This is a genomic window from Mycobacterium innocens, assembly GCF_900566055.1.
GTDB lineage: Bacteria > Actinomycetota > Actinomycetes > Mycobacteriales > Mycobacteriaceae > Mycobacterium > Mycobacterium innocens.
In genome coordinates, this window is the sequence record NZ_UPHQ01000045.1 from 1 (window position 1) to 21,975 (window position 21,975).

The 21,975-nt window shown below is 67.9% G+C and carries 19 protein-coding genes and 2 pseudogenes; 7 read left to right on the forward strand and 14 right to left on the reverse strand.

Annotation, left to right across the window (positions count from 1 at the left end):
• Positions 1-1,385: alkaline phosphatase family protein (locus EET03_RS05285; RefSeq protein WP_122508739.1), on the forward strand; the 1,385-nt coding region annotated here is incomplete at its 5' end.
• Between the two features lie 161 nt (positions 1,386-1,546).
• On the opposite strand, the gene nei2 is transcribed toward EET03_RS05285, so the two are convergent.
• The 5 genes from nei2 to hglS are packed head-to-tail and all read right to left on the reverse strand — an operon-like array spanning position 1,547 to position 10,413.
• Positions 1,547-2,311, reverse strand: coding sequence for an endonuclease VIII Nei2 (nei2, locus tag EET03_RS05290; RefSeq protein WP_075542714.1), 765 nt, complete (start codon positions 2,309-2,311; stop codon positions 1,547-1,549).
• A 3-nt stretch (positions 2,312-2,314) separates the two neighbouring features.
• Positions 2,315-6,889: an ATP-dependent helicase gene (locus EET03_RS05295; RefSeq protein WP_075542713.1), complete on the reverse strand. Its 4,575-nt coding sequence runs from the start codon at positions 6,887-6,889 to the stop codon at positions 2,315-2,317.
• Between the two features lie 30 nt (positions 6,890-6,919).
• Positions 6,920-7,597 carry a TetR/AcrR family transcriptional regulator gene (locus tag EET03_RS05300; protein WP_063469418.1) on the reverse strand — a complete coding sequence of 226 codons (678 nt, stop codon included), beginning with the start codon at positions 7,595-7,597 and terminating at the stop codon, positions 6,920-6,922.
• Positions 7,598-7,645: 48 nt separating this feature from the next.
• Entirely contained in the window at positions 7,646-9,160 is a 1,515-nt protein-coding gene (amaB, locus tag EET03_RS05305; RefSeq protein WP_075542712.1) for an L-piperidine-6-carboxylate dehydrogenase, read from the reverse strand.
• The gene (gene hglS / locus EET03_RS05310) at positions 9,157-10,413 is read right to left on the reverse strand and encodes a 2-oxoadipate dioxygenase/decarboxylase (protein ID WP_075542711.1); all 1,257 of its coding nucleotides are present in this window, start codon (positions 10,411-10,413) and stop codon (positions 9,157-9,159) included. The genes amaB and hglS overlap by 4 nt, the downstream gene beginning before the upstream one ends.
• 30 nt (positions 10,414-10,443) lie before the next feature.
• Here hglS and EET03_RS05315 point away from each other — a divergent pair, with 30 nt between their 5' ends.
• The 4 genes and pseudogenes from EET03_RS05315 to usfY all read left to right on the forward strand — a co-directional run bounded on the left by EET03_RS05315 (position 10,444) and on the right by usfY (position 13,165).
• Positions 10,444-10,896, forward strand: a complete 453-nt coding sequence (locus EET03_RS05315) for an Lrp/AsnC family transcriptional regulator (protein ID WP_063469421.1) — start codon at positions 10,444-10,446, stop codon at positions 10,894-10,896.
• 52 nt (positions 10,897-10,948) lie between these two features.
• Positions 10,949-12,304, forward strand: a complete 1,356-nt coding sequence (gene lat / locus EET03_RS05320) for an L-lysine 6-transaminase (protein WP_063469422.1) — start codon at positions 10,949-10,951, stop codon at positions 12,302-12,304.
• Between the two features lie 99 nt (positions 12,305-12,403).
• Positions 12,404-12,796, forward strand: coding sequence for a hypothetical protein (locus tag EET03_RS05325; protein WP_075542710.1), 393 nt, complete (start codon positions 12,404-12,406; stop codon positions 12,794-12,796).
• 56 nt (positions 12,797-12,852) lie between these two features.
• Positions 12,853-13,165, forward strand: a pseudogene (gene usfY / locus EET03_RS05330) (protein UsfY).
• Positions 13,166-13,289: 124 nt separating this feature from the next.
• Here usfY and EET03_RS32315 read toward each other — a convergent pair.
• Entirely contained in the window at positions 13,290-13,424 is a 135-nt protein-coding gene (locus EET03_RS32315) for a hypothetical protein (RefSeq protein WP_279637614.1), read from the reverse strand.
• A gap of 173 nt (positions 13,425-13,597) precedes the next feature.
• Here EET03_RS32315 and EET03_RS05335 point away from each other — a divergent pair, with 173 nt between their 5' ends.
• A complete protein-coding gene (locus EET03_RS05335) occupies positions 13,598-14,035 on the forward strand; it encodes a hypothetical protein (RefSeq protein WP_063469425.1) in 438 nt (145 codons plus the stop codon).
• Positions 14,032-14,820 (forward strand): RNA polymerase sigma factor SigF, encoded by a 789-nt coding sequence (locus EET03_RS05340; RefSeq protein ID WP_075542709.1) that lies wholly within the window; start codon positions 14,032-14,034, stop codon positions 14,818-14,820. Before EET03_RS05335 ends, EET03_RS05340 begins: the two co-directional genes overlap by 4 nt.
• On the opposite strand, the gene EET03_RS05345 is transcribed toward EET03_RS05340, so the two are convergent.
• The 8 genes and pseudogenes from EET03_RS05345 to EET03_RS05380 all read right to left on the reverse strand — a co-directional run bounded on the left by EET03_RS05345 (position 14,791) and on the right by EET03_RS05380 (position 21,971).
• Positions 14,791-15,189 (reverse strand): STAS domain-containing protein, encoded by a 399-nt coding sequence (locus EET03_RS05345; RefSeq protein ID WP_244232251.1) that lies wholly within the window; start codon positions 15,187-15,189, stop codon positions 14,791-14,793. The genes EET03_RS05340 and EET03_RS05345 overlap by 30 nt on opposite strands.
• Before the next feature lie 238 nt (positions 15,190-15,427).
• Complete coding sequence (locus EET03_RS05350) at positions 15,428-17,224, reverse strand: acetyl/propionyl/methylcrotonyl-CoA carboxylase subunit alpha (RefSeq protein WP_099194001.1); 1,797 nt, start codon at positions 17,222-17,224, stop codon at positions 15,428-15,430.
• Positions 17,225-17,327: 103 nt separating this feature from the next.
• Positions 17,328-17,747, reverse strand: coding sequence for a SufE family protein (locus EET03_RS05355; RefSeq protein WP_063469429.1), 420 nt, complete (start codon positions 17,745-17,747; stop codon positions 17,328-17,330).
• A complete protein-coding gene (locus tag EET03_RS05360; protein ID WP_075542706.1) occupies positions 17,744-18,637 on the reverse strand; it encodes a sulfurtransferase in 894 nt (297 codons plus the stop codon). Before EET03_RS05360 ends, EET03_RS05355 begins: the two co-directional genes overlap by 4 nt.
• 39 nt (positions 18,638-18,676) lie before the next feature.
• Positions 18,677-19,163: pseudogene (locus EET03_RS05365) on the reverse strand (pyridoxamine 5'-phosphate oxidase family protein).
• Positions 19,164-19,279: 116 nt separating this feature from the next.
• Positions 19,280-19,921 carry a Maf family protein gene (locus EET03_RS05370; RefSeq protein WP_075542704.1) on the reverse strand — a complete coding sequence of 214 codons (642 nt, stop codon included), beginning with the start codon at positions 19,919-19,921 and terminating at the stop codon, positions 19,280-19,282.
• Positions 19,918-20,334, reverse strand: a complete 417-nt coding sequence (locus EET03_RS05375) for an acyl-CoA carboxylase subunit epsilon (protein WP_082274641.1) — start codon at positions 20,332-20,334, stop codon at positions 19,918-19,920. Before EET03_RS05375 ends, EET03_RS05370 begins: the two co-directional genes overlap by 4 nt.
• Positions 20,331-21,971, reverse strand: coding sequence for an acyl-CoA carboxylase subunit beta (locus EET03_RS05380; protein WP_075542702.1), 1,641 nt, complete (start codon positions 21,969-21,971; stop codon positions 20,331-20,333). Before EET03_RS05380 ends, EET03_RS05375 begins: the two co-directional genes overlap by 4 nt.
• Between the last annotated feature and the right edge of the window lie 4 nt (positions 21,972-21,975).

Genomic DNA, 21,975 nt, shown 5'->3' on the forward strand with positions numbered 1-21,975 from the left:
CCGCCGGTCCCGGCGGGCTCGGCATAGGATCCATCGCCGCCGGGACCGGCGGGTTGGGCGGAAGAGCGTTGTCCCTGTTTGGCGCCCCGGGAGCCACCGGCAGCGTCGGGGAGCATCCAGCGGTGCTGACGGTGTCTCAACAACAGGCCCTTGCTCTGCTTTCGATGGCACCCGACGCGAATTTCCTGCTGATCGGCACGGACGGCACGAATCTGGCCGCAATCCTGGCCGACCCTCTTGGCACCCCGAACTTCCACGCGCTGATGCCGCAAAGCGTCACCTCCGCGTCGACGATCGTCGGGCACACCAGCGTCTCCAACCCCTCGTGGACGACGATCCAGACCGGTGTGTGGAGCGAGACGGCCGGCGTGACCAACAATGTCTTCACCCCGTGGACGTACGACACCTGGTCGACCGTGTACAACCAGCTCGAGGGCACCTGGGGCGATCAGGTCAACACCACGGTCATCGCCAACTGGCCCATCATCACCGACATCGCCGGCGCTGGATCGTATCCGGCCGACTACATCGAATTCGTCCCGCAGATCCCGGGCGACACCAACTGGATAGCGACGCAAAACCTGGTCGGCCAGAAATCCCAGGCCGCGATTCTGGCCGCCAATCCAAACAAGGGCAATCTCATCTTCTCCTACTTCGTAGGTGTCGATGAAAACGCGCACCTGTATGGCGGTGATTCGCCGCAGTACCAAGAGGCCATTCGGAACATGGACTACAACCTGGGTCGGCAACTTCCTACGAATATGGGCGGTTCAGGCCTGTTGGGAGCGGTGGCCGACTGGGAGGTCGCTAACCCCGGCGAGCAGTTCTCCACGCTCGTGGTCACCGACCATGGTGAAATAGGACCCCAAAACTTCAGCCTCACTCATGGCTTCCAATCACCCCGTGAGACAGCGACATTCCTCATCTTCGATCAGGCCTTCAATGATGTGAGAGACGGGTATATCAACAACTCATGGCAAATCGTCAGCACGACGCCGACGATCATGGATGAATTCGGCATTCCGCCGCTGCCGTATATGCAGGGTGGGCCCCTGACGTCCGCCAACTTCGACGGCACTTACGTTGATCCCGGCTTCAATCTATTCAGTGTTCTCAGCGCCGATTTCGCCGGACAGGGGTATCCCGATATCGCGACCAACCTGAGTCTGGGGTCACGCACGCTGGTGGCCGGCATCCCTTACTTCGTGTATTCCCCGATACAAAACATCGTCGATGCGATGCCCAGCTTCTTACAGCTACCCGTCTCATGGCTCGGCGCCGGCGTCTACCAGTCGCTTAACATCCCCGCACAGATCTGGGTCCGGCTCACCGGTGTGACCGGCAACCAAATCATCCCGCCGGTTCTCAACCCCTTCTACCCGTAGGCGGGCAGCCGCTGCTCCTGCGCGCGGCGGGTGCTGGTCGCGATGAGCTGCCTGGCCGGGCGGCACGCACTATCTGCCCAGGGGACCGTCGGGCCTGCCCGCGCGCTTTCGACGGGTCGCAAGCCGTTGTGCAGTTCTTATGGCGCACGGCCGGGATTAGGTCATTGCTGGCAGGTAGGGCACCAGAACCGGATTCGCCCGGCGCTGCCACCGGCGTGGAGGTATTCGATGCAGGTTCCGCAGCGCCGGCAGGGTTCACCGGCTCGTCCGTAGACCCACAGCCGCCGACCGGCCCGGGTGTGGCCGGTGGTGCAGCGACTCCAGCGTAAACGGTTGGCCCACAGCATCTCTCGCGCACGGGTAGCGAGGCGCCGCGGATCGGTGATGGCGCTCACCGGCGCCGTCGGCAGATGTCCGCTGACGAAACACAGCTCGTTGCAATAGACATTGCCGATCCCGGCCAGTACCCGCTGGTCCAGCAGCGCCTCGGCGATGGGCCGGTCCGGATCGGCGGCCAGGTTGGCGGCGGCAACCGCAGCATCCCAATCCTCACCCAAAAGGTCGGGTCCCAGATGCGCGACGACGGTGCCGTCGTTGTCTCGGTCCAGCAGCTCCAGCACGCCCAGGTCGACACCGACCGCCCGAATGTTTCCTGCCTCCAAGACGATTCGCACCCGATGATCCGCCCGCACCGGACGCTCGGCAACTCGCCAGCTGCCATCCATCTTCAAATGGGAGTGAATGCTGACCCCGCCAACTCTGATGAACAGATGCTTACCCCGACTGAGCACCTCGTCGACCATGTGCCCGCTGAGGTCGACGGTGGCAAACTGCGGCACCCGGATATCGCAGCGGGTCAGGGTCCGGCCGCCCAGCTGTTGCCGCAGTATGGCCGCGGTATGCCAGACGGTGTCACCCTCGGGCATGGCTCATCGCAGCCGCAAACCGCGCGGGGTGCGGACGAACCCGGCCTCGGCCAGAGCGCCGGTCACCCAGTCCGGCCCGCCGGGTTGCAGGGCCGGTATCCCGTCGACGCGCTCCACCAGGATCGACGCGACCCGGCGCGCAGCCACCAGGTCGGCCAACGCGATGGCCGCCGCGTGGCTGGCCCCCGGGTCGTCGGTGAAGGTCAGCAGGGTGCGGCCGCCACGCTCGAGGAACCAGGCCAGCTCGCCGTCCACCAGCACGACCAGTGCCCCGGCCTTGCGGCCCGGCCGGGCCGCGGCGGCACGTTCGGCGCCCGGCCAGGGCAGTGCGGCGCCATAGGGATTGGCCGGGTCGGTGGCGGCCAGTACGACGGCCCGGTACTCCGCCCGCTGCGGGTCGATCCCGTCGAGGTAGCTGCGCAGCCGGTCCACGGTGGATGCCACGGCGAACTGAGCGCCGCCCAACGACTCGACGAAGTAGCCGCGCTGGCAGCGGCCGGCCTCCTCGAACGCGCTCAACACCTTGTATAGGGTGGCGAACCCGCCCGGCACACCTTCGGCGGCCGCCGCGCCCTTGGTCAACACGCCGTGGCGGTTCAACAGCAGCTCGGCGTGATAGTGGGCCCGCAGCGTGGAATCCGGCTCGGGAGGCGGCAGTGCCGACCATCGCCCCGCCACCGTGGGGTCGGCGGCACGCGCCTGGGCATGCGCGACGCTGTATCGGCTCAGCCGCGGCGGGCGGTGTCCGCGGTGCGCGGGGGCGGACCGCTTGCGGGAACCCGGGCCGCCGCCGAGGACCGCGCGCACCGGCGCGAATGTGTCGCCGGTGACCCAGCCGGCCCAGATCAGTTCCCAGAGGGCGGCTTTGAGGTCGGTCTCAGCATGTCCGTTTCCGGTGAGCTGGCGGAAGAAGTACGCGCCGCCGCCGGCCAGCGTTTCCAGGATTACCCGATTGGTATCGGTCAACTCGATCTCGGTGGGCAAGTTGGGAGGCAATGCCAGCGTCAAGGGCGCGGAATCGGCGAGGTGCAGGCTGATCCAGCCGTCGCTGGCCGAGATCGACCCGGCGCCCGACCAGGTGACCTCGCCGCTGGCGAGCAGCTCGTCGAGCATCGCCGGGGAGTAGTCGCGGACTCGTGGGGCCAGCACCAGTGGCTCCAGCGCCGAAGCCGGAATCCGCACGCCGGCAAGCTGATCGATCACCGCCGCGAGCCGGTCGACGCCGCCCGCGTCGGTGGCGCCCACTTGGTGCCACTCCGGCAGGAAGCGCCCGTAGGCCGCGGTGCTGACCGGCTCGACCTGGGCCCGCAGCGCGGCCAGTGACCGGCGCCGCAGGATGCGCAGCACCTCGGCGTCGCACCATTGCTCGGCTCCGACGCCGCCCGGCGCCGCGGTGGCGACGAAGTCGCCGCGCACCAGCCGGCCGTCGCTGGCCAGCCGGCCCAGCACGTCGGCGGTCACCCGCAAACCCAGGCCGAACCGGGCGGCGGCCTCGGCGGTGGTGAACGGCGTGTGGGTGCGCGCGTAGCGGCCCAGCAGCTCACCCAGCGGGTCGGCCACTTCTTCGGTGAACGTCGCCGGCAGTCCCACCGGAACCGCCGCGCCGACGCCGTCGCGCAGCCGGCCGATGTCTTCGACGGCCACCCACCAATTGCGGTCGGCGAAGGACACCGTCAGGGCGCGCCGGGCCGCGCGCAACGCCTCCAGCCAGCCCCCGACGTCGGGCGCGCCCGCGCGTGCGGCGACTTCGTCCTCGGTGAGCGGACCCAGCAGCCGCAGCAGGTCCGCCACGCCTTCGGCGTCGCGGGCCGCCCGGTCGGCCGTCAGGTGCTGCAGCTGGCGACCGGTCGCGGCGATGACCTCCGCGTCCAGCAGCTCACGCAACTCGACGCGGCCCAGCAGCTCGGCCAGCAGCGTGCTGTCCAGCGACAGCGCCGCCGCGCGGCGCTCGGCCAGCGGGACATCGCCCTCGTAGATGAACGCACCGACGTAACCGAACAGCAGTGAGGCGGCGAACGGGGAGGGTGTCGCGGTGTCGGCCTCGGCTATCCGCACCCGGCGCTGGGCGATATCGGCCATCAAGCGGGTCAAGGTCGGGACGTCGTAGACGTCTTGCAGGCACTCGCGGACGGTTTCCAGCACGATCGGGAAGTCGGGATATTTGCGGGCCACCTCCAGCAACTGGGCGGCGCGCTGGCGCTGGTGCCACAACGGCGAGCGGCGGCCGGGGTGGCGGCGGGGCAGCAGCAAAGCCCGCGCCGCCGACTCCCGGAACCGGGAGGCGAACAGTGCCGACTCGCCCACCTCGGCGGTGACGACGGCGTCGATCTCCTCGGCGTCGAAAACGAACAATTCCGCGCCGGGTGGTGTGTCCGCGGTGTCGGACGCGGTGTCGGGCAGCCGTACCACGATGCCGTCGTCGGAGGCGGTGGGCTTCTCGTCGATGTCGTAGCGCTCCCGCAGCCGCCGGCCCACCGCCAGCGCCAGCGGTCCGTGCACCCGCAGCCCGTACGGGGAGTGCAGGATCACCCGCCAATCGCCCAGCTCGTCGCGGAACCGCTCGACCAGCAGGGTGGTGTCGGTGGGCACCACCCGGGTGGCGGCCCGCTGCTCATCCAGCAGGACCCACAGGTTGTCGGTGGCGTAGTCGTCGAAACCCAAAGCGGCACAACGCTTGCCGAACGCCTCGCGACCCAGGCGGGCCAGCTGGCCGGTCAGCTGGCCCAGCGCGGCGCCCAGCTCGGCCGAGCGGCCGACGTCGTCGCCACGCCAGAACGGCAACCGGGCCGGCTGACCCGGCGCGGGGATCACCAGCACCCGATCATGGGTGATCTCGGTGATCCGCCAGCTGGTGGCCCCCAGCGAGATCACGTCGCCGGGGCGCGACTCGTAAACCATCTCTTCGTCGAGTTCGCCTACCCGCGAAGGCTTTTCGGTGGCCAGCCACACGGTGAACAGCCCGCGGTCGGGGATGGCGCCGCCGGAGGTGACGGCGAGCCGCTGCGCGCCCGGACGCGCGGTCAGCGTGCCGGTATCGCGGTCGTAGACCAACCGCGGCCGCAGCTCGGCGAACTCGGTGGACGGGTACTTGCCGGACAGCAGATCCAGGGTGGCCTCGAACGCGCCGCGCGGCAGGGTCGCGAACGGGGCGCTGCGGCGCACAGTGTCGAACCAGCGGTCGGCGTTGAGCGGCTCCAGCGCGGCCGCCGCCACGGTGTGCTGGGCCAGGATGTCCAGCGGATTGGCCGGCACCCGCATGGTCTCGATCTGGCCGGCCAGCATGCGTTGCACGCTCACCGCACAGCCGAGCAGATCGGTGCGGTGCTTGGGAAACAGCACTCCCCGCGAGATCTCACCGACCTGGTGCCCGGCCCGCCCGATGCGTTGCAGGCCGCTGGCCACCGACGGCGGCGCCTCCACCTGGATCACCAGATCCACCGCACCCATGTCGATGCCCAGCTCCAGGCTCGACGTCGCCACCACCGCCTTGAGCAGCCCGCGTTTGAGGTCCTCCTCGACCAGGGCGCGCTGCTCCTTGCTGACCGATCCGTGATGGGCGCGCGCCAACACCAGAGGGGCGCCAAAGCTTTGGCCGCTTGCCATGACATAGGCCGGGGCGCCGCCGGCAACCTGCGGGTTGGTCTTCTGATCGGGCGCGGCGGGAAGCTCCACGCCGCAGCGTTCGGCGTGAATTTCGTTGAGCCGCGCGGTGAGTCGTTCGGCCAGTCGCCGCGAGTTGGCGAACACGATGGTCGAATTGTGCGCTTCGATCAGGTCGACCAGCCGGGCCTCGACATCGGGCCAGATCGAGTTGTTCGCCAGGTTGGCCATGTCGGACACCGGCACCTGCACGGACAGCTCCAGTGTCTTGGCCGCGGGGGGAGCGACGATGGTGGTCGGGGACTGTCCGGACAAGAACCGGGCGAGTTCCTCGGGCGGACGCACCGTCGCCGACAGGCCGATGCGCTGTGCGCGGCGCCTCCCAGCCGGCCCCGGCGCCAAGTCCGCCAAGTCGTCGAGGCGCTCCAGCGACAGCGCCAGATGAGCGCCCCGCTTGGTGGCCGCGATGGCGTGGATCTCGTCGACGATGACGGTCTCGACGTTGGCCAGCGTTTCACGGGCGGCCGAGGTCAACATCAAGAACAGCGACTCCGGCGTGGTGATCAGCACGTCGGGTGGCCGCGCGATGAGCTGGCGGCGTGCCGCGGGCGGGGTGTCGCCGGAGCGGACTCCGACGCTGATGTCGGGCGCGGGTAGGCTCCGGCGCTCGGCCAGCCGGGTCAGCCCCGCCAGCGGGGTGCGCAGGTTGCGCTCGACGTCGACGCCGAGCGCCTTGAGCGGCGAGACGTAGAGGACGCGGGTTCCGGCCTGCCGATCCGGCGCGGCAGCCAGGCTGTCGAGCGCCCAGAGGAAGGCGGCCAAGGTCTTGCCGGAGCCCGTCGGAGCAATGACCAAGGTGTTGTCACCGGCGGCGATCGCGGCCCAGGCACTGGCCTGCGCGGCGGTGGGCGCGGCGAAAGTGCTGGCGAACCAGTCGCGGGTGATCGCGCTGAATCGGCCTAGCGGGTCAAAGCTCACCTGACCATCGTGCCAACGGGTACCGACAACTCACCGTTGCGGCAAGTCGCGTGCGGTCGCCATCGCATGGGCCAATTCCTCCGGAATCTGTGGCACCCGGGCTATCGCGTCCAGCAGGGTGTGTGCACAGGCGTCGGCAAGGCATTCGGCGTCGGTGGTGGGGTCCATGATCCGCTGCCGGCAGATCTCGAAGGTGAACGCGATCCAGCCGAAGATGATCACCCGCAGATCTCGCTTGACCTCCGGCTCCAGCGCGCTGTTGCCCGGGATGCCGCTGACGACCTCACCGATGCGGGTCATGATGTGTTCCATCTGGCGGTTCTTGGCTTCGTCGTCGATGCCCAGCAGCACCGGGTCCGACCGGCCCAGGCCGACATAGGCCGCCCACGCTGCTTCCGGGTTCTGCTGGTGATAGGCCATATAGGCCAGCACGCCGGTGCGGATCTCTTCGAACATCGTCAGGCCCGGGGCGGGCGGCTTGTTGGTCGCCGCGTACAGCCGGTCCGCCTCGTCCTTGACGACGGCGGCGAAGAACGCCCGCTTGTCGGGGAAGTAGTGATACATCAGCGCACGCGACACCCCGGCGCGCTCCGCGATCTCGTCGATGCGGACCTCGTCGTAAGGTCGCTTTCCGAAAACTTCCGCCCCCAGGGCCAGCAGTTCGGCGCGTCGGTCCTCAGGGGATAACCGCCTCCTGGCTGTCGCCATGGGGACGATATTACTCATGTCGACTACCAGCTCCGCTAGACCTGATTCTCAGCCGAACACCACGCCCTGGGCCAGCGGCAGCTCGCGGGAGTAGTTGATCGTGTTGGTGGCGCGGCGCATATAGGCCTTCCAGGCGTCCGAACCGGACTCGCGCCCGCCGCCGGTTTGCTTCTCGCCGCCGAAGGCGCCGCCGATCTCCGCACCCGAGGTACCGATGTTCACGTTGGCGATTCCACAGTCGGATTCGTCGAGGAAGCGCTGCGCCTCGCGCAGGTCGTTGGTGAAGATTGCCGACGAAAGTCCTTGCGGCACAGCATTATTGAGCGCGATAGCGTCGTCGAGCTCGTCGTAGACCAGCACGTAGAGAATCGGCGCGAACGTCTCGGTCGCCACGATGGCCGTCTGCGACGGCATCCGGACCACGGCGGGCGCAACGTAGTACCCGCTCGGGTGCTCGGCCGGGTGCCGGTCCCCGCCCATGACCTCACCGCCATCGGCGCGCGCCTGCTCCAGCGCGCCCACCATGTCGCGGTAGGCGGTCTCGTGGATGAGCGGGCCGATCAGCGTGGCCGGCACCGACGGGTCGCCGACGGGCAGGGTGCGGAACGCCTCGGCGACCCGGGTCACCACGTCGTCGGCGATCGAACGGTGCACGATCAGCCGGCGCAGGCTGGTGCAGCGCTGGCCGGCGGTGCCGGCGGCGGCGAACACGATGCCTCGCACCGCCAGCTCCAGATCGGCCGACGGCGTCACCACGGCCGCGTTGTTGCCGCCCAGCTCCAGCAGCACCCGGCCGAACCGGGCGGCGACGCGCGGACCGACCTGCCCGCCCATCCGCACCGAACCGGTCGCCGACACCAGCGCAACGCGCGGGTCGTCGACGAGCAGCTCTCCCAGATCCGCCTCGCCCAACAGCAGGCCGCTCACCGAGGGCGGGGCACCGACGTCGGCGGCGGCGCGGGTCAGCAATGCCTGACAGGCCAGCGCCGTCAGCGGTGTCAGCTCCGAGGGTTTCCACACCACGGTGTCCCCGCACACCAGCGCCACCGCGGTATTCCACGCCCACACCGCGACCGGGAAGTTGAACGCGGTGATCACACCGACCACGCCGAGCGGATGCCAGGTCTCCATCAGCCGGTGCCGCGGGCGCTCCGAGGCGATGGTGCGCCCGTAGAGCTGGCGCGACAGGCCGACCGCGAACTGACAGATGTCGATCATTTCCTGGACTTCGCCCAGCGCCTCGGCGGTGATCTTGCCTACTTCGACCGTCACCAGCGTGGCGAGGTCGTGTCGGTGCGCGGTGAGCAACTCCCCGAGCCGGGACACCAGCGCGCCACGCACCGGTGCGGGCATGCCGCGCCATGTCGAGAACGCCTGCACCGCCTCGGCGATCGTGCGATCGGCCTGCTCGGGCGTGGTGTAGGCGAGCGAGAACAACGACTCGCCGGTGATCGGCGTGCTGACCGGCATCCCGTGCCCGCCCGGCTCGCCCAGGCCGGCAGTTACCCCGATCGCGTCGGAAGCCCCCAGGACCCGGTCGCGTAGCTCGCTGGTGCTGGTCATACGGCAGCCTCCTTGGCCTGTGCTTCATAGAGTGCGTAGGGGTCGTGGATATCGCGTCCGATGGCCCCGGCCAACCACTGCGCGTCGTAGCCGCAATTGTCGACCGCGTCGGCGGCACGGGTATCGCTGCCGTCGCTGTCCAGATTGGAGCGGAAGATTCCGGCCGCCGAGGCCGGCAGGAAGTCCTCGTAAACAATGGGCGCCGACGGGTCGCCGCCGCGGTAGTAGGCCAGGCCCTGCGCGGCCAGCTCCGCATCCGTGGCCGGGAAGTGGTCGCCCCACACGGCGGCCGGGTCGGCATGTGCCATCGCGGTGTCGTAGCGCTGGCGCCCGCGCGGGGTGAGGGCGACACCGCGCGCCTCGACTTCACCGAAGCGCACCCGCAGGCTGCCCTCGGTGATGCGGCCGTCGGCACAGCGAAACAACCGCGGTTCGGCCAGCGCGCGGAAAGAGGTCTGCCGCAACAGCACGGCGGGTCCCGCGGTGCGCGGCGGGCCCTGAATGGTGTCGATCATGGCGATCCCGCGCCCGCTCATCCGACGGTACAGCTCGTCAATGTCCAGCACCCGCGGCGTCAGGTGATTGATGTGGGTGCTGCCGACCCCGGCGATGTCGGCGGCCACCGCCGACACCCGGGACAGCTCGTCGTACCAGGACTTGTCGATCGGTTCTCGCGACAGCGCGAATGCGGCCACCGCCCCGGCGACGAAAGCCTGCGCTTCCTCGGCGTCGCAGCCGCCGTCGTCCGCGATCACCCGCGCCCGGGCCAGCAGCGCGGGATCGAACAACTGCCGCTGCGCCAGGAAGTTCTGCACGCGGTTGCGCAGCCCGGCATCGAAGAACCGGCTGTCGCCGGTGGCCAGCATCGACGTGAACACCCGAAACGGGTTGCGCGCCAGTTCATCTGCTTCGATCGGGCGAAACGCGGTGGCCACCACGGGAATCGGCGACCGCGCCGAGCGCAGGTCGTAGCAGCCGACCGGTTCCATGCCGAACGCGGCGAACAGGTCGGCGACGGCGGCGAGCTCGGCAGGGGTGCCCACCCGGATGGCGCCATGCCGTTCGGCGGTGACCCGCCGCAGCGAGCCCAACCGGTCCGCATCGCCATGGCGCGCCGCGTAGTCGGCGTTGACCTGCGTGCTCACCTTCACCAGCGCGGTGTAGGCGGGCACTTCAGCGGCATACCTGGCCGACAGCCCGGCGGCGAAGCGGGCCCGCAGTTGCCAGGTGGCCAGCCTCTTGACCGGACTCATCGGGTGCCGCCGCTGCGATAGTCTCCGGCCATGGCTGACAGGCTCGACGACATCGACCGGATCCTGGTGCGCGAGCTGGTCGCCGACGGGCGTGCCACCCTCTCGGAGCTGGCCGCCAGTGCCGGCCTGTCGGTCTCGGCGGTCCAGTCGCGGGTACGCCGGCTGGAGTCGCGTGGCGTGGTGACCGGGTATTCGGCGCGGGTCAACCCGGAGGCCGTCGGGCACCTGCTGTCAGCGTTCGTGGCCATCACTCCTCTGGACCCTTCCCAACCCGATGATGCGCCCGCCCGGCTGGAACACATCGACGAAATCGAAGCGTGTCACTCCGTGGCCGGCGAAGAGAGTTACGTCCTGCTAGTGCGCGTCGAGTCCGCCCGGGCCCTGGAGGACCTGCTGCAGCGAATCCGGACAGCCGCCAACGTGCGCACTCGAAGCACCATCATCCTGAACACTTTTTACAGCGATCGGCAGTTCATACCATAATCTTTCCGGTAGATATCATCTGACTCCGTAAAACCACGGCTAGCATGGTGATATGACTGCCGCCGTGAGATCGTCTGCGCACACCCGTCGGCCGGTAACGCCAGACCAGGTCCACGAGGTGCTGGGCCGCAGCATTCTGGTCGACGGCCTCGACCTGGTGCTTGATCTGTCCCGGTCGGCCGGCTGCTATCTGGTCGACGCCCGAACCGGCCGTCGCTACCTCGACATGTTCACCTTCGTCGCCTCGTCGGCGCTGGGCATGAACCATCCGGCGCTGGCCGGCGACGAAGAATTCCGCGCCGAGCTCACCGAGGCCGCGTTGAACAAACCCAGCAACTCCGATGTGTATTCGGTGGCGATGGCGCGCTTCGTCGAGACCTTCGTCAGGGTGTTGGGAGACCCGGCGCTACCGCATCTGTTCTTCGTCGAAGGCGGCGCTTTGGCGGTGGAGAACGCCCTCAAGGTCGCATTCGACTGGAAAAGCCGCCACAACCAGGCGCGCGGCATCGATCCGGCGCTGGGCACCCGGGTGCTGCACTTGAGCGGGGCATTTCACGGCCGCAGCGGCTACACCCTGTCGCTCACCAGCACCAAGCCGGTCACCGTGGCCCGCTTCCCGAAATTCGACTGGCCGCGCGTCGACGCACCGCATATCCGACCGGGTTTAGGCGAGTCGGCCATGGATGCGCTGGAGGCCGAGGCGCTGCGGCAGGCCCGCGCGGCATTCGAGGCGCATCCCCACGACATCGCCTGTTTCATCGCCGAGCCCATCCAGGGCGAAGGCGGCGACCGCCACTTCCGGCCCGAGTTCTTCGCGGCGATGCGCCGGTTGTGTGACGAATACGATGCGCTGCTGATTTTCGACGAGGTACAGACCGGCTGTGGGATCACCGGAACCCCTTGGGCTTACCAGCAGTTGGGCGTGGCGCCCGATGTCGTGGCCTTCGGCAAGAAGACGCAGGTGTGCGGGGTGATGGCAGGCCGCCGCGTCGACGAGGTCGCCGACAACGTGTTTGCCGTCAAGTCGCGGCTCAACTCGACGTGGGGCGGAAACCTGGTCGACATGGTGCGGGCCCGGCGCATCCTGGAGGTGATCGAAAACGACGGGCTCTTCGAACATGCGGCCCGGCAGGGCCACCACCTGCGCGCCCGGCTCGACGAGCTTGCCCAGGAGTTCCCGGGCCTGGTTCTGGATCCGCGCGGCCGGGGGCTGATGTGTGCCTTCAGCCTGCCGACCACCGCGGACCGTGACGACGTGATCCGCCGGTTGTGGCAACGCGCGGTGATCGTGCTGCCGGCCGGTGACGACGGGGTGCGCTTCCGTCCGGCGTTGACCGTCACGCGCGCCGAGATCGATGCCGCGATCGCCGGTGTACGTGCCGCATTGACGGCTGTGAGACGGCTGTGACCTAGTCGGACCTAGTCGGACCTAGTCGCACCGTTTACCTGGGCTGACCGCGGGGTATGGAAACGTTGTACTCCGCGAACGCGGGATTTGGGGTTCAGGATGCAGAAGGCACGCGAACGATCACCCGGTGACCGATTGGGACAGGACGACGCCGAGGTTCGCGCCGCCGTCCGGTTCGCAGTCCTGGCCGCCGGCGCTGGTGTGGGGTTTGTCATCATGGCGGCCTTGTGGGTCAGCACGTGCGGCGGCGCGGCCGTGGACACGGTGGCCTGTGGCCCACCGGAGCGGACCCTGCTGGCCTTCGGCGGCCCGCTGATCCTGTTGGCCGGTGGAATCTGGGCCTTCATCCGCACCTATCAGGTGTGGCGCGCCCGCGGTACCTGGTGGGGATGGCACGGCGCCGGATGGTTCTTGTTGACGCTGATGGTGGTGGCTGTGTCCATGGGCGTGCCTCCCATCGCCGGCCCGGCACTGGCGGTTAGTTGGCTCTGACCCCGCCATCCTGTCCCGCGAGTCCGGCCGCTGACGAGTGAGAACGAGGAGGAGCCATGGGGGACACCTACCGCGACCCCGTCGACCACCTGCATACGACGCGGCCGCTGGCCGGCGAGTCACTGATCGACGTGCTGCACTGGCCCCGGGTATCTGCTGGTGGTGGCCGGGGTTATCGGCGGTGTCGGATCTCTTGCCGCCTTCGGCACCGGGCATAACTCCCAGGGCATGGTCGCCGGTGTCGCGGCGCTCGTGGTCACGGTGGCCGGGCTGGTGTGGCTGGCCGCCGAGCACCGGCGGGTGCGCCGAATCGCCGAGCGGTGGTATGCGGAACACCCCGAGGTACCGCGCCAACGGCTGGCCAGCTAGCAGCTTCCGGTGCCGGCTGGCGCCTCACTGCAAAAAACCGGGCGACGGTTTTGTTTTACGGGTGGCGCCGACGGGGTATCAGTTGTGAACCATGACGAGTACGGGCTTTGCCGCGTCGGCGCCGTCACCCCATCATCGGGGACAGAATCACGAAGGCCCCGACATAGATCGCTGCAGCGATCGCGATCAACACCACCAAGGTGATCCCGGCGATCACCGCGATGCGCCGGAGCCGGCGCGTCCGGATTGTGTCGGTCACGTCCGCCTCGTCCATGGCTGGTTGAATACCCGGTGGCGGCCATGACCAACCGGTTAGAGCGCGCGGCCCAAAACGGGCCTCCGGGAGGCGATCGGAAAGGGACCGAAATCGACAGCCAAATCGGGACCCAAATCAGTAGTAGTAGTGTCGGTCAAAAATTGCCGGGAGGCCACATGAGCGATGCCGACGCGCGTCCCAACAGGCACCAACGCGGCGACCGCGCCGTCGAGCTGAACGTTGCTGCGCGCTTGGAGAATCTGGCGATCCTGCGTACCCTGGTCGGCGCCATCGGCACCTTCGAAGACTTGGATTTCGACGCGGTCGCCGACCTGAGACTGGCCGTCGACGAAGTGTGTACCCGGCTTATCCGTTCCGCCACACCGAACGCGACCTTGACGCTGGTGGTCGACCCGCGCGACGACGAACTCGTGGTGGAGGCGTCCGCGATGTGCGACACCCACGACGTCGTGGCACCGGGCAGCTTCAGCTGGCATGTCCTGACGTCGCTGGCCGACGACGTCCAGACTTTCCACGACGGTCGCATGCCCGACGCCGCCGGCAGTGTGTTCGGCATTGTGTTGACGGCCCGACGGGCGGCCGCTGGCAGGTGACGCCGCGTGCTGCCGGCGGTTCTGCTTCACGGCCCAACGAATACGCCGATGTCCCGGAGATGTTTCGTGAGTTGGCCGGTTTTGACCCCGACTCACCGGATTTCCAGCGCCACCGCGACAACATCGTGGAGCGCTGCCTGCCGCTGGCCGATCACATCGCCCGGCGGTTCGAGGGACGCGGCGAACCCCGCGACGACCTGATTCAGGTCGCCCGGGTCGGACTGGTCAACGCGGTAGTCCGCTTCGACGTCGAGACCGGGTCGGACTTCGTCTCGTTCGCCGTGCCCACCATCATGGGGGAAGTCCGGCGGCACTTCCGGGACAACAGTTGGTCAGTCAAGGTTCCTCGCCGGCTGAAGGAACTACACCTGCGGTTGGGCACCGCCACCGCCGAGTTGTCGCAGCGGCTCGGCAGGGCACCCACCGCAACCGAACTTGCCGCCGAACTCGGTATGGACCGCGGCGAGGTCGTCGAAGGGCTGGTGGCGGGCAGCTCTTACAACACACTGTCCATCGACAGCGGTGGTGGTAACGAAGACGACGACGCCCGTGCCATCGCGGACACCCTCGGCGACATCGACGCCGGCCTGGACCGGATCGAAGATCGCGAGTCGCTACGCCCGTTGCTCGAGGCGCTGCCCGAGCGCGAGCGAACGGTCTTGATCCTCAGGTTTTTCGAGTCGATGACGCAGACCCAGATCGCCGAGCGGGTCGGCATCTCCCAGATGCACGTGTCCCGGCTGCTCGCCAAGTCGCTAGCGCGGCTCCGCGACCAGCTCGAGTAGGCGCAGATCGCCGTCGGGGGCACCGTTCACCGGGTTCACCGGCTCCATGACCGGCAGCGCGCCGTCGGGATCGCAAATCTCCAGTAACCGCGACACGGCCCGGCTCGGCACCATCGCCCACTGGGTGTCCGCCGCCGAGCAGACCACGTTGATTCGGTGAAGAGCGGAAAACCCGGCAGTCCCAATAAATTCCAGGCGCCGTAGGTCCAGGGTCAGCCACCGGCAATACCTCACGCACTGCTGGACGTATCCGGCGAGCTGATCGGCGTTGGCGGCGTCGAGCTCACCTTCTACGGTGACCACGCCGGCCGACGGACCATAGCTGGCAGTGAAGTCAGCGGTTCCGCATTTCTGCCAGGATTGGATCACAGACAATCGTGGACTCCATCCATCGAACATTCGTTGGTGTCGACCACGTCGAGTGTGCGCTGTGCCGCTTACGCAGGGAGTTTGCCTCCCTCGCGACCCTGACGCACTGACAGGACGTGGCTCCGGGCGGCTGTGAACTCAACCTGTTTTGAGGCTACCCGGCGGGTGCCGGGGCGACAACGTTCTCCGATCCGACTCAGAGAATCGCTGGTCAGGCAGGGGTTGGCGCGGTGAGCGGCTACTTGATCTCGGCCAGCACCGTTCCCTGGGTGATGGCGGCCCCGGCTTCGACCGCCAGCCCGGTGATGACGCCGTCCTTATGCGCGGTGACCGGGTTCTCCATCTTCATCGCCTCCAGGACGACCACGAGGTCGCCCGTCGCCACTTCCTGACCTTCTTCGACCGCGACCTTCACCACGGTGCCCTGCATGGGCGCGGTAACGGCGTCGCCGGAGGCTGCCGCACCGCTGTGGGCGCCACGCTTGCGCGGCTTGGGCTTGCGCCGGATAACACCGACCGGGTCGCACCCGCCGCCGCCGGACAGTGCGAGGTCGGCCGGCAGTGACACCTCGACCCGGCGGCCGTCGACCTCGACGACCACCTTCTGCCGCGGCCGGGCGTCCTCTTCGTCGCTCGGCTCGCTGCCGGTGAAGGGTTCGACGGTGTTGTTCCACTCGGTCTCGATCCAGCGGGTGTGCACCGAGAAGCCGTGCTCGTCGCCGATGAATGCCGGGTCGGACACCACCGCCCGGTGGAAGGGGATCACCGTCGCCAGACCCTCGACTTCGAATTCGGCCAGCGCGCGGCGGGCGCGGGCCAGCGCCTCGGCACGGTCGGCGCCGTGAACGATCAGCTTGGCCAGCATCGAGTCGAACTGGCCGCCAATCACCGAGCCGGTCTCGACGCCGGAGTCCATACGGACGCCCGGGCCCGCGGGCGGGTGGAACTTGGTCACCGGGCCGGGCGCGGGCAGGAAGCCCCGCCCGGCGTCCTCGCCGTTGATCCGGAACTCGATGGCGTGCCCGCGCGGGGTGGGGTCCTCGGTGATGTCGAGCTTGTCGCCGTTGGCGATCTTGAACTGCTGCAGTACCAAGTCGATGCCGGCGGTTTCCTCGGTGACCGGATGCTCGACCTGAAGGCGGGTGTTGACCTCCAGGAAGGAGATCAGGCCGTCCTGGCCGACCAGGTATTCGACGGTTCCGGCGCCGTAGTAGTGGGCCTCTTTGCAGATCCGCTTGGCCGATTCGTGGATCTCCTTGCGCTGCGCGTCGGTCAGGAACGGCGCCGGCGCCTCCTCGACCAGCTTCTGGTAGCGGCGCTGCAGCGAACAGTCGCGGGTCCCGGCGACCACGACGTTGCCGTGCTGGTCGGCGATCACCTGGGCCTCGACGTGGCGCGGCTTGTCCAGGTAACGCTCGACGAAGCACTCGCCGCGGCCGAACGCGGCGGTGGCTTCCCGCACGGCCGACTCGTACAGTTCGGGGATTTCGTCGATCGTGCGGGCCACCTTCATGCCCTTGCCGCCGCCGCCGTGCGCGGCCTTGATCGCGATCGGCAGGCCGTATTCGTTGGCGAAGGCGATCACCTCGTCGGCGTCTTTGACCGGGTCCGGGGTGCCGGGCACCAGCGGCGCCTGGGCGCGGGCCGCGATGTGACGGGCGGTGACCTTGTCGCCGAGGTCGCGGATCGACTGCGGGCTGGGCCCGATCCAGATCAGGCCGGCGTCGGTCACGGCCTGGGCGAAATGGGCGTTTTCCGACAGGAAGCCGTAGCCGGGGTGGATGGCATTGGCACCGGACTTGGCCGCCGCGTCGAGCAGCTTTTCGAAGTCCAGGTAGGACTCGGCCGAGGTCTGACCGCCCAGGGCGAACGCCTCGTCGGCCAGCCGTACGTGCGGGGCGTCGGCGTCGGGTTCGGCGTAGACGGCCACGCTGGCCAGACCGGCATCCCGGGCCGCCCGGATCACCCGGACTGCGATCTCGCCGCGGTTGGCGACCAGAACTTTAGTGATCCTGGAGCTGGCGTGACTGGCCACTGCGCCTCCTGTAGGGCTGAACGTCTTTAAGAGATTTTCTTACAAGTCTTGTTCGGGGAAGTTTATGCGCCGCGCCGTGGAGCCGGTCACGCGGTTCCCCGATTCAAACCGTTTCGCGCAGTCGGCGCTTGATCCGGGCGAGCATCGCCGACATGCCGCGCAGTCGAAGCGGGCTGATCAGAGCGGCCAAACCCAATTCGGCGTAGAAATCCTCGGGCACCGCCAGGATGTCGGCCGCCGGCTGCCCGTCCAGCCCGGCGGCCAGGATGGAGGCGAATCCGCGGGTGGTCGGCGCTTCGGCCGGCGCACTGAAGTGCAGGCGCACCCGCTGCGGATTGCTTGCGTCGACATACAGGAACAGCGGGGACTGGCATTCGGGCACGGGCTCCATGGCCCGTTCCTCGAGCTCGGCGGGCAGTGCTGGGAGTTCGTCGGCGAATTCCAGCAGCAGCTTCAGCTTGTCCTGGCCCTGGACTTCGGCGAAGTCGGACACCACCTCGGCCAGCGGCGCGGGCAGACTCATCGCTCGGGCACGGCTCCCGGGTCTTCGCCCGTGACGATCGGCACGCGCACGGTGTTGCCCCATTCGGTCCACGACCCGTCGTAGTTGCGGACGCCGGGCTTGCCGAGCAAATGCGTGAGCACGAACCAGGTGTGGCTGGACCGCTCGCCGATGCGGCAATAGACGACGGTCTTGTCGTCCGGGCTCAAGAAGCCGTAGAGCTCTTCCAGCTCCTCGCGGCTGCGAAACCGCCCGCTCTCGTCGACCGCCTTGCTCCAGGGGATCGACCGGGCGGTGGGAATGTGGCCGCCGCGCAGTACGCCTTCCTCGGGGTACTCGGGCATGTGGGTGCGTTTGCCGGTGTACTCGTCAGGGGAACGTACGTCGATCAGCGGCTGGTTGCCCAGGATGTCCAGCACGTCGTCTTTGAACGCGCGGATGGGGCCGTCGTTGCGCTGCACCACGGGGTAGCCGGTCGACGTCTTGTCCGGCACCTCCAGGGTGGTGTCGCGGCGCTCGGCGAGCCAGAGGTCACGTCCGCCGTTGAGCAGGCGCACGTCGGGGTGGCCGAACAGGGTGAAAACCCAGAGCGCGTAGGCGGCCCACCAATTGCTCTTGTCGCCGTAGATCACCACGGTGTCGTCGCGGGCAATGCCCTTGCGGTCCATCAAAGCGGCGAACTGCTGGCCGTCGATGTAGTCGCGCACCGTTGGGTCGTTGAGGTCGGTGTGCCAATCGACCTTGACCGCACCCGGAATATGGCCGACGTCGTAAAGCAGGACGTCCTCGTCGGATTCGACGATCGCCAGGCCGGGCGCGCCCAGGTGGGCGGACAGCCAATCGGCGGTCACGAGCCGTTCGGGGTGGGCATAGGCCGACAAGGTAGGACTCGGATCTGTGGGCAGGGGCACGTTATCGAGCCTACCGCTGGCCCAGCAACCGCCCGTAGCTCAGTGCTTGTGAACCACCCGTTCGGTCTGGCCCGGATTCCAGACGGTGATATCCAGACGCCCGTCGCGGACCTCTACCGCCGATGCTCCGGTGATGTCGGCTGCGAAGAGGTCGAATTGCTGCCCACGCACATCCAATCCGGTCTGGTCGAACAGGGTTTCGGCGAACCGGCGAAGCAGTGTGGTGTCGGTGGCGACGTGGGCCAGACCCCACAGCTTCGCGTCGCCGTGGTCACCTGGGTGTCGATGGTCGCGGTGTGCAGGCAGAACCGCGGGTCGCGCGCGAGATCGCGGAACTTGGTGGTGCCGGGCATCCCGGGCAACAGCAACCGGTTCTCGAGAATGTGCGGCTCCATAGGGCTGATCCGCGGGAAGCCGTCCGAGCGAAGGGTGGCCAGTAGACAAAGGTTGCCGGCGGCGCGATGACGTCGCGTGGAAATGCCGCGATGTGCGGCGCGTCGGCGCTGAATTCGGCCCACGTGGTCATGCCACAACACTATGGGCGCCCTTATGTGGCGAGCGCGACACGTGAACGTCTGCAAAACACACTCCGACGCCGGGACGCAGCCGATGACGTCTCGCAGTCTTGACGCGCCACGCAGGTCAATCGCCGGCGCTGTCCGCCCACAGTGCGGCGACCGACAGCCCCACCTGTTGTAGGAGTGATCGCAGAAGCGGCAGGCTCAGTCCGATCACGTTGGACGGATCGCCGTCGATTCTGTCGACGAACCAGCCGCCTAAGCCGTCGAGGGTGAACCCGCCTGCGACCCGCAACGATTCACCGCTGGCCAAATACGATTCGAGGTCGCCCGGCGATGGTCTTCCGAAATACACTGTGGTTATTGCTGTTTCGCCGACATTATGAGTAATTTTGTTGTCATGCAGGCGGATAACGCAGTGGCCGGTATAAAGTTGTCCGGCGCGTCCCGCCATTGACTGCCATTGTTGCCGCGCGCTGGCGATAGATTGGGGCTTGCCGCATAACTTGCCATCGAGCTGCAGCATCGAATCACAGCCCACCACAACGCAATCGCTAGCGAGCGAGCGGTTCACCGCCCCCGCGACCTGCTCGGCTTTGGCTCGGGCCAGTGTGCCTACCACCTCGTCGGGCGAAGATTCGGGCCGCAAACCGCAGATGAGCGCGTCCTCGTCGACACCGGAGGCCACGACTAGCGGGACGACGCCGGCCTGGCGAAGCACCTTGAGCCGGCCGGGGGATGCGGACCCGAGCACCAACCGGGTCATCGGCGCATGTGCAGCATTTCCTGCAGCGTGATGCGTTGCCAGCTGAACACGGGGAACCGCAATTTGTCGACCGGCAAGCCCCATCGAGTGGGCTCGGTTTCCGGCGCCGGCGGCGCACCGCTGACGCTGCCCAGCACCGCGATCAGTGCCGCCAACTCCTGATCGGTGGGGTGGCCCTTGACGATCTCGATGTGCGGTTCGTGCGGGTGAGGTGCGGGGTCGGTGGTGCTGGTTTCGTTCGTCTGGTTGCGCTCATTCATTGCGCTCGCTCCGCTCACTCGACTCACAGTGGCCTGATTGTTCGCCTCGTTCCCGTCGCTCGCGGCGCTCGCTCCGCTCACTCGACTCACGGTGGCCTGATTGTTCGCCTCGTTCCCGTCGCTCGCGGCGCTCGCTCCGCTCACTCGACTCACAGGGGAATGTTCCCGTGCTTCTTCGGCGGCTGCTGCGCGATCTTGCGTTCCAGCAGCCGCAGCGCCGTACCGATGTAGCCGCGGGTGTACGACGGCGGGATCACCGCGTCGACGTATCCGCGCTCAGCGGCGATATACGGGTTGACCAGCGTGTCCTCGTATTCCTGCTGCAGTTGTAGCCGCAGCTCATCGACATCCTGCCCGTCCTTCGCCGCTTGCGCGAGCTGCTGGCGGTACACGAAGCCGACGGCGCCGGAAGCACCCATCACCGCGATCTGCGCGGTCGGCCAGGCCAGGTTGACGTCGCAGCCCATGTCTTTGGAGCCCATCACGCAGTACGCGCCGCCGTAGGCCTTGCGGGTGATGACGGTGATCTTCGGGACGGTGGCCTCGCCGTAGGCGTAGAGCAGCTTGGCGCCGCGGCGGATGATGCCGTTGTATTCCTGGTCGGTGCCGGGCAAAAAGCCCGGAACGTCGACGAACATCACGATCGGAATGTTGAAGCAGTCGCAGGTCCGCACGAAGCGGGCCGCCTTCTCCGAGGCGTTGATGTCCAGGCAGCCGGCGAATTGGGTGGGCTGGTTGGCGACGATGCCCACCGGCCGGCCCTCGATGCGCCCGAACCCGACGATGATGTTCTGCGCGTAGCCGGCCTGGATCTCCAGGAACTCGTCCTCGTCGAGGATGCGAGTGACGACCTCGTGCATGTCGTAGGGCTGGTTCGGGGAGTCGGGGATCAGCGTGTCCAGCTCGAGGTCCTCGTCGGTGAGGTTCTCTTCTACCGGCCCTGCCGGGGCCTCCGTCTGGTAGCGCGGCGGGTCGGTGAAGTTGTTGGGCGGCAGGTAGCTCAGTAGCTCGCGAACGTAGTCGAATGCGTCCTGTTCGCCGGACGCGACATAGTGCGCGGTCCCGGATTTGGCCATGTGGGTGTGGCCACCGCCGAGTTCCTCCATGGTGACGTCCTCGCCGGTGACGGTCTTGATGACGTCGGGTCCGGTGATGAACATCTGGCTGGTCTGGTCCACCATGATCACGAAGTCGGTCAGCGCGGGGGAGTAGACGTGCCCGCCGGCGGCGGCGCCCATGATCAGCGAGATCTGCGGGATGACGCCGGAGGCCAGGATGTTGTTGCGGAAAATTCGGCTGTAGAGGCCCAGCGAGACGACGCCTTCCTGAATGCGCGCGCCGGCGCCGTCGTTGATGCCGATCAGCGGGCGGCCGGTCTTGACCGCCAATTCCTGCACCTTGACGATCTTCTCGCCGTACACCTCGCCCAGGCTGCCGCCGAACACGGTGGCGTCCTGGCTGAAGATGCACACGTCGCGGCCGTCGATGGTGCCGTAGCCGGTGACCACCCCGTCGCCCAGCGGACGGTTGTTCTCCAATCCGAAGTTGGTGCTGCGGTGCCGTGCCAGCGCGTCCAGCTCGACGAACGAATCCTCGTCCAGCAGTGCGTAGATACGCTCCCGGGCGGTCAGCTTGCCCTTGGCATGGACCTTCTCGATAGCCGTCTCACCGACCGGATGCAGGGACTCTGCGCGACGCTTGTGCAGCTCCGCGAGCTTGCCCGCGGTGGTGTGGATGTCGATGGTGTGCTCGGCGGCGGGCTCGGCAGTATGGTCGGTAACGCTCGTCATGGGA

What these genes read in the sequence shown, in the direction of transcription:
- EET03_RS05380 (WP_075542702.1), bottom strand. Translation starts at nt 21,971, where the DNA reads ATGACGAGCGTTACCGACCATACTGCCGAGCCCGCCGCCGAGCACACC.
- EET03_RS05335 (WP_063469425.1), top strand. Translation starts at nt 13,598, where the DNA reads ATGAGCGATGCCGACGCGCGTCCCAACAGGCACCAACGCGGCGACCGC.
- EET03_RS05370 (WP_075542704.1), bottom strand. Translation starts at nt 19,921, where the DNA reads ATGACCCGGTTGGTGCTCGGGTCCGCATCCCCCGGCCGGCTCAAGGTG.
- amaB (WP_075542712.1), bottom strand. Translation starts at nt 9,160, where the DNA reads ATGACCAGCACCAGCGAGCTACGCGACCGGGTCCTGGGGGCTTCCGAC.
- hglS (WP_075542711.1), bottom strand. Translation starts at nt 10,413, where the DNA reads ATGAGTCCGGTCAAGAGGCTGGCCACCTGGCAACTGCGGGCCCGCTTC.
- lat (WP_063469422.1), top strand. Translation starts at nt 10,949, where the DNA reads ATGACTGCCGCCGTGAGATCGTCTGCGCACACCCGTCGGCCGGTAACG.
- EET03_RS05300 (WP_063469418.1), bottom strand. Translation starts at nt 7,597, where the DNA reads ATGGCGACAGCCAGGAGGCGGTTATCCCCTGAGGACCGACGCGCCGAA.
- EET03_RS05315 (WP_063469421.1), top strand. Translation starts at nt 10,444, where the DNA reads ATGGCTGACAGGCTCGACGACATCGACCGGATCCTGGTGCGCGAGCTG.
- EET03_RS05325 (WP_075542710.1), top strand. Translation starts at nt 12,404, where the DNA reads ATGCAGAAGGCACGCGAACGATCACCCGGTGACCGATTGGGACAGGAC.
- EET03_RS05355 (WP_063469429.1), bottom strand. Translation starts at nt 17,747, where the DNA reads ATGAGTCTGCCCGCGCCGCTGGCCGAGGTGGTGTCCGACTTCGCCGAA.
- nei2 (WP_075542714.1), bottom strand. Translation starts at nt 2,311, where the DNA reads ATGCCCGAGGGTGACACCGTCTGGCATACCGCGGCCATACTGCGGCAA.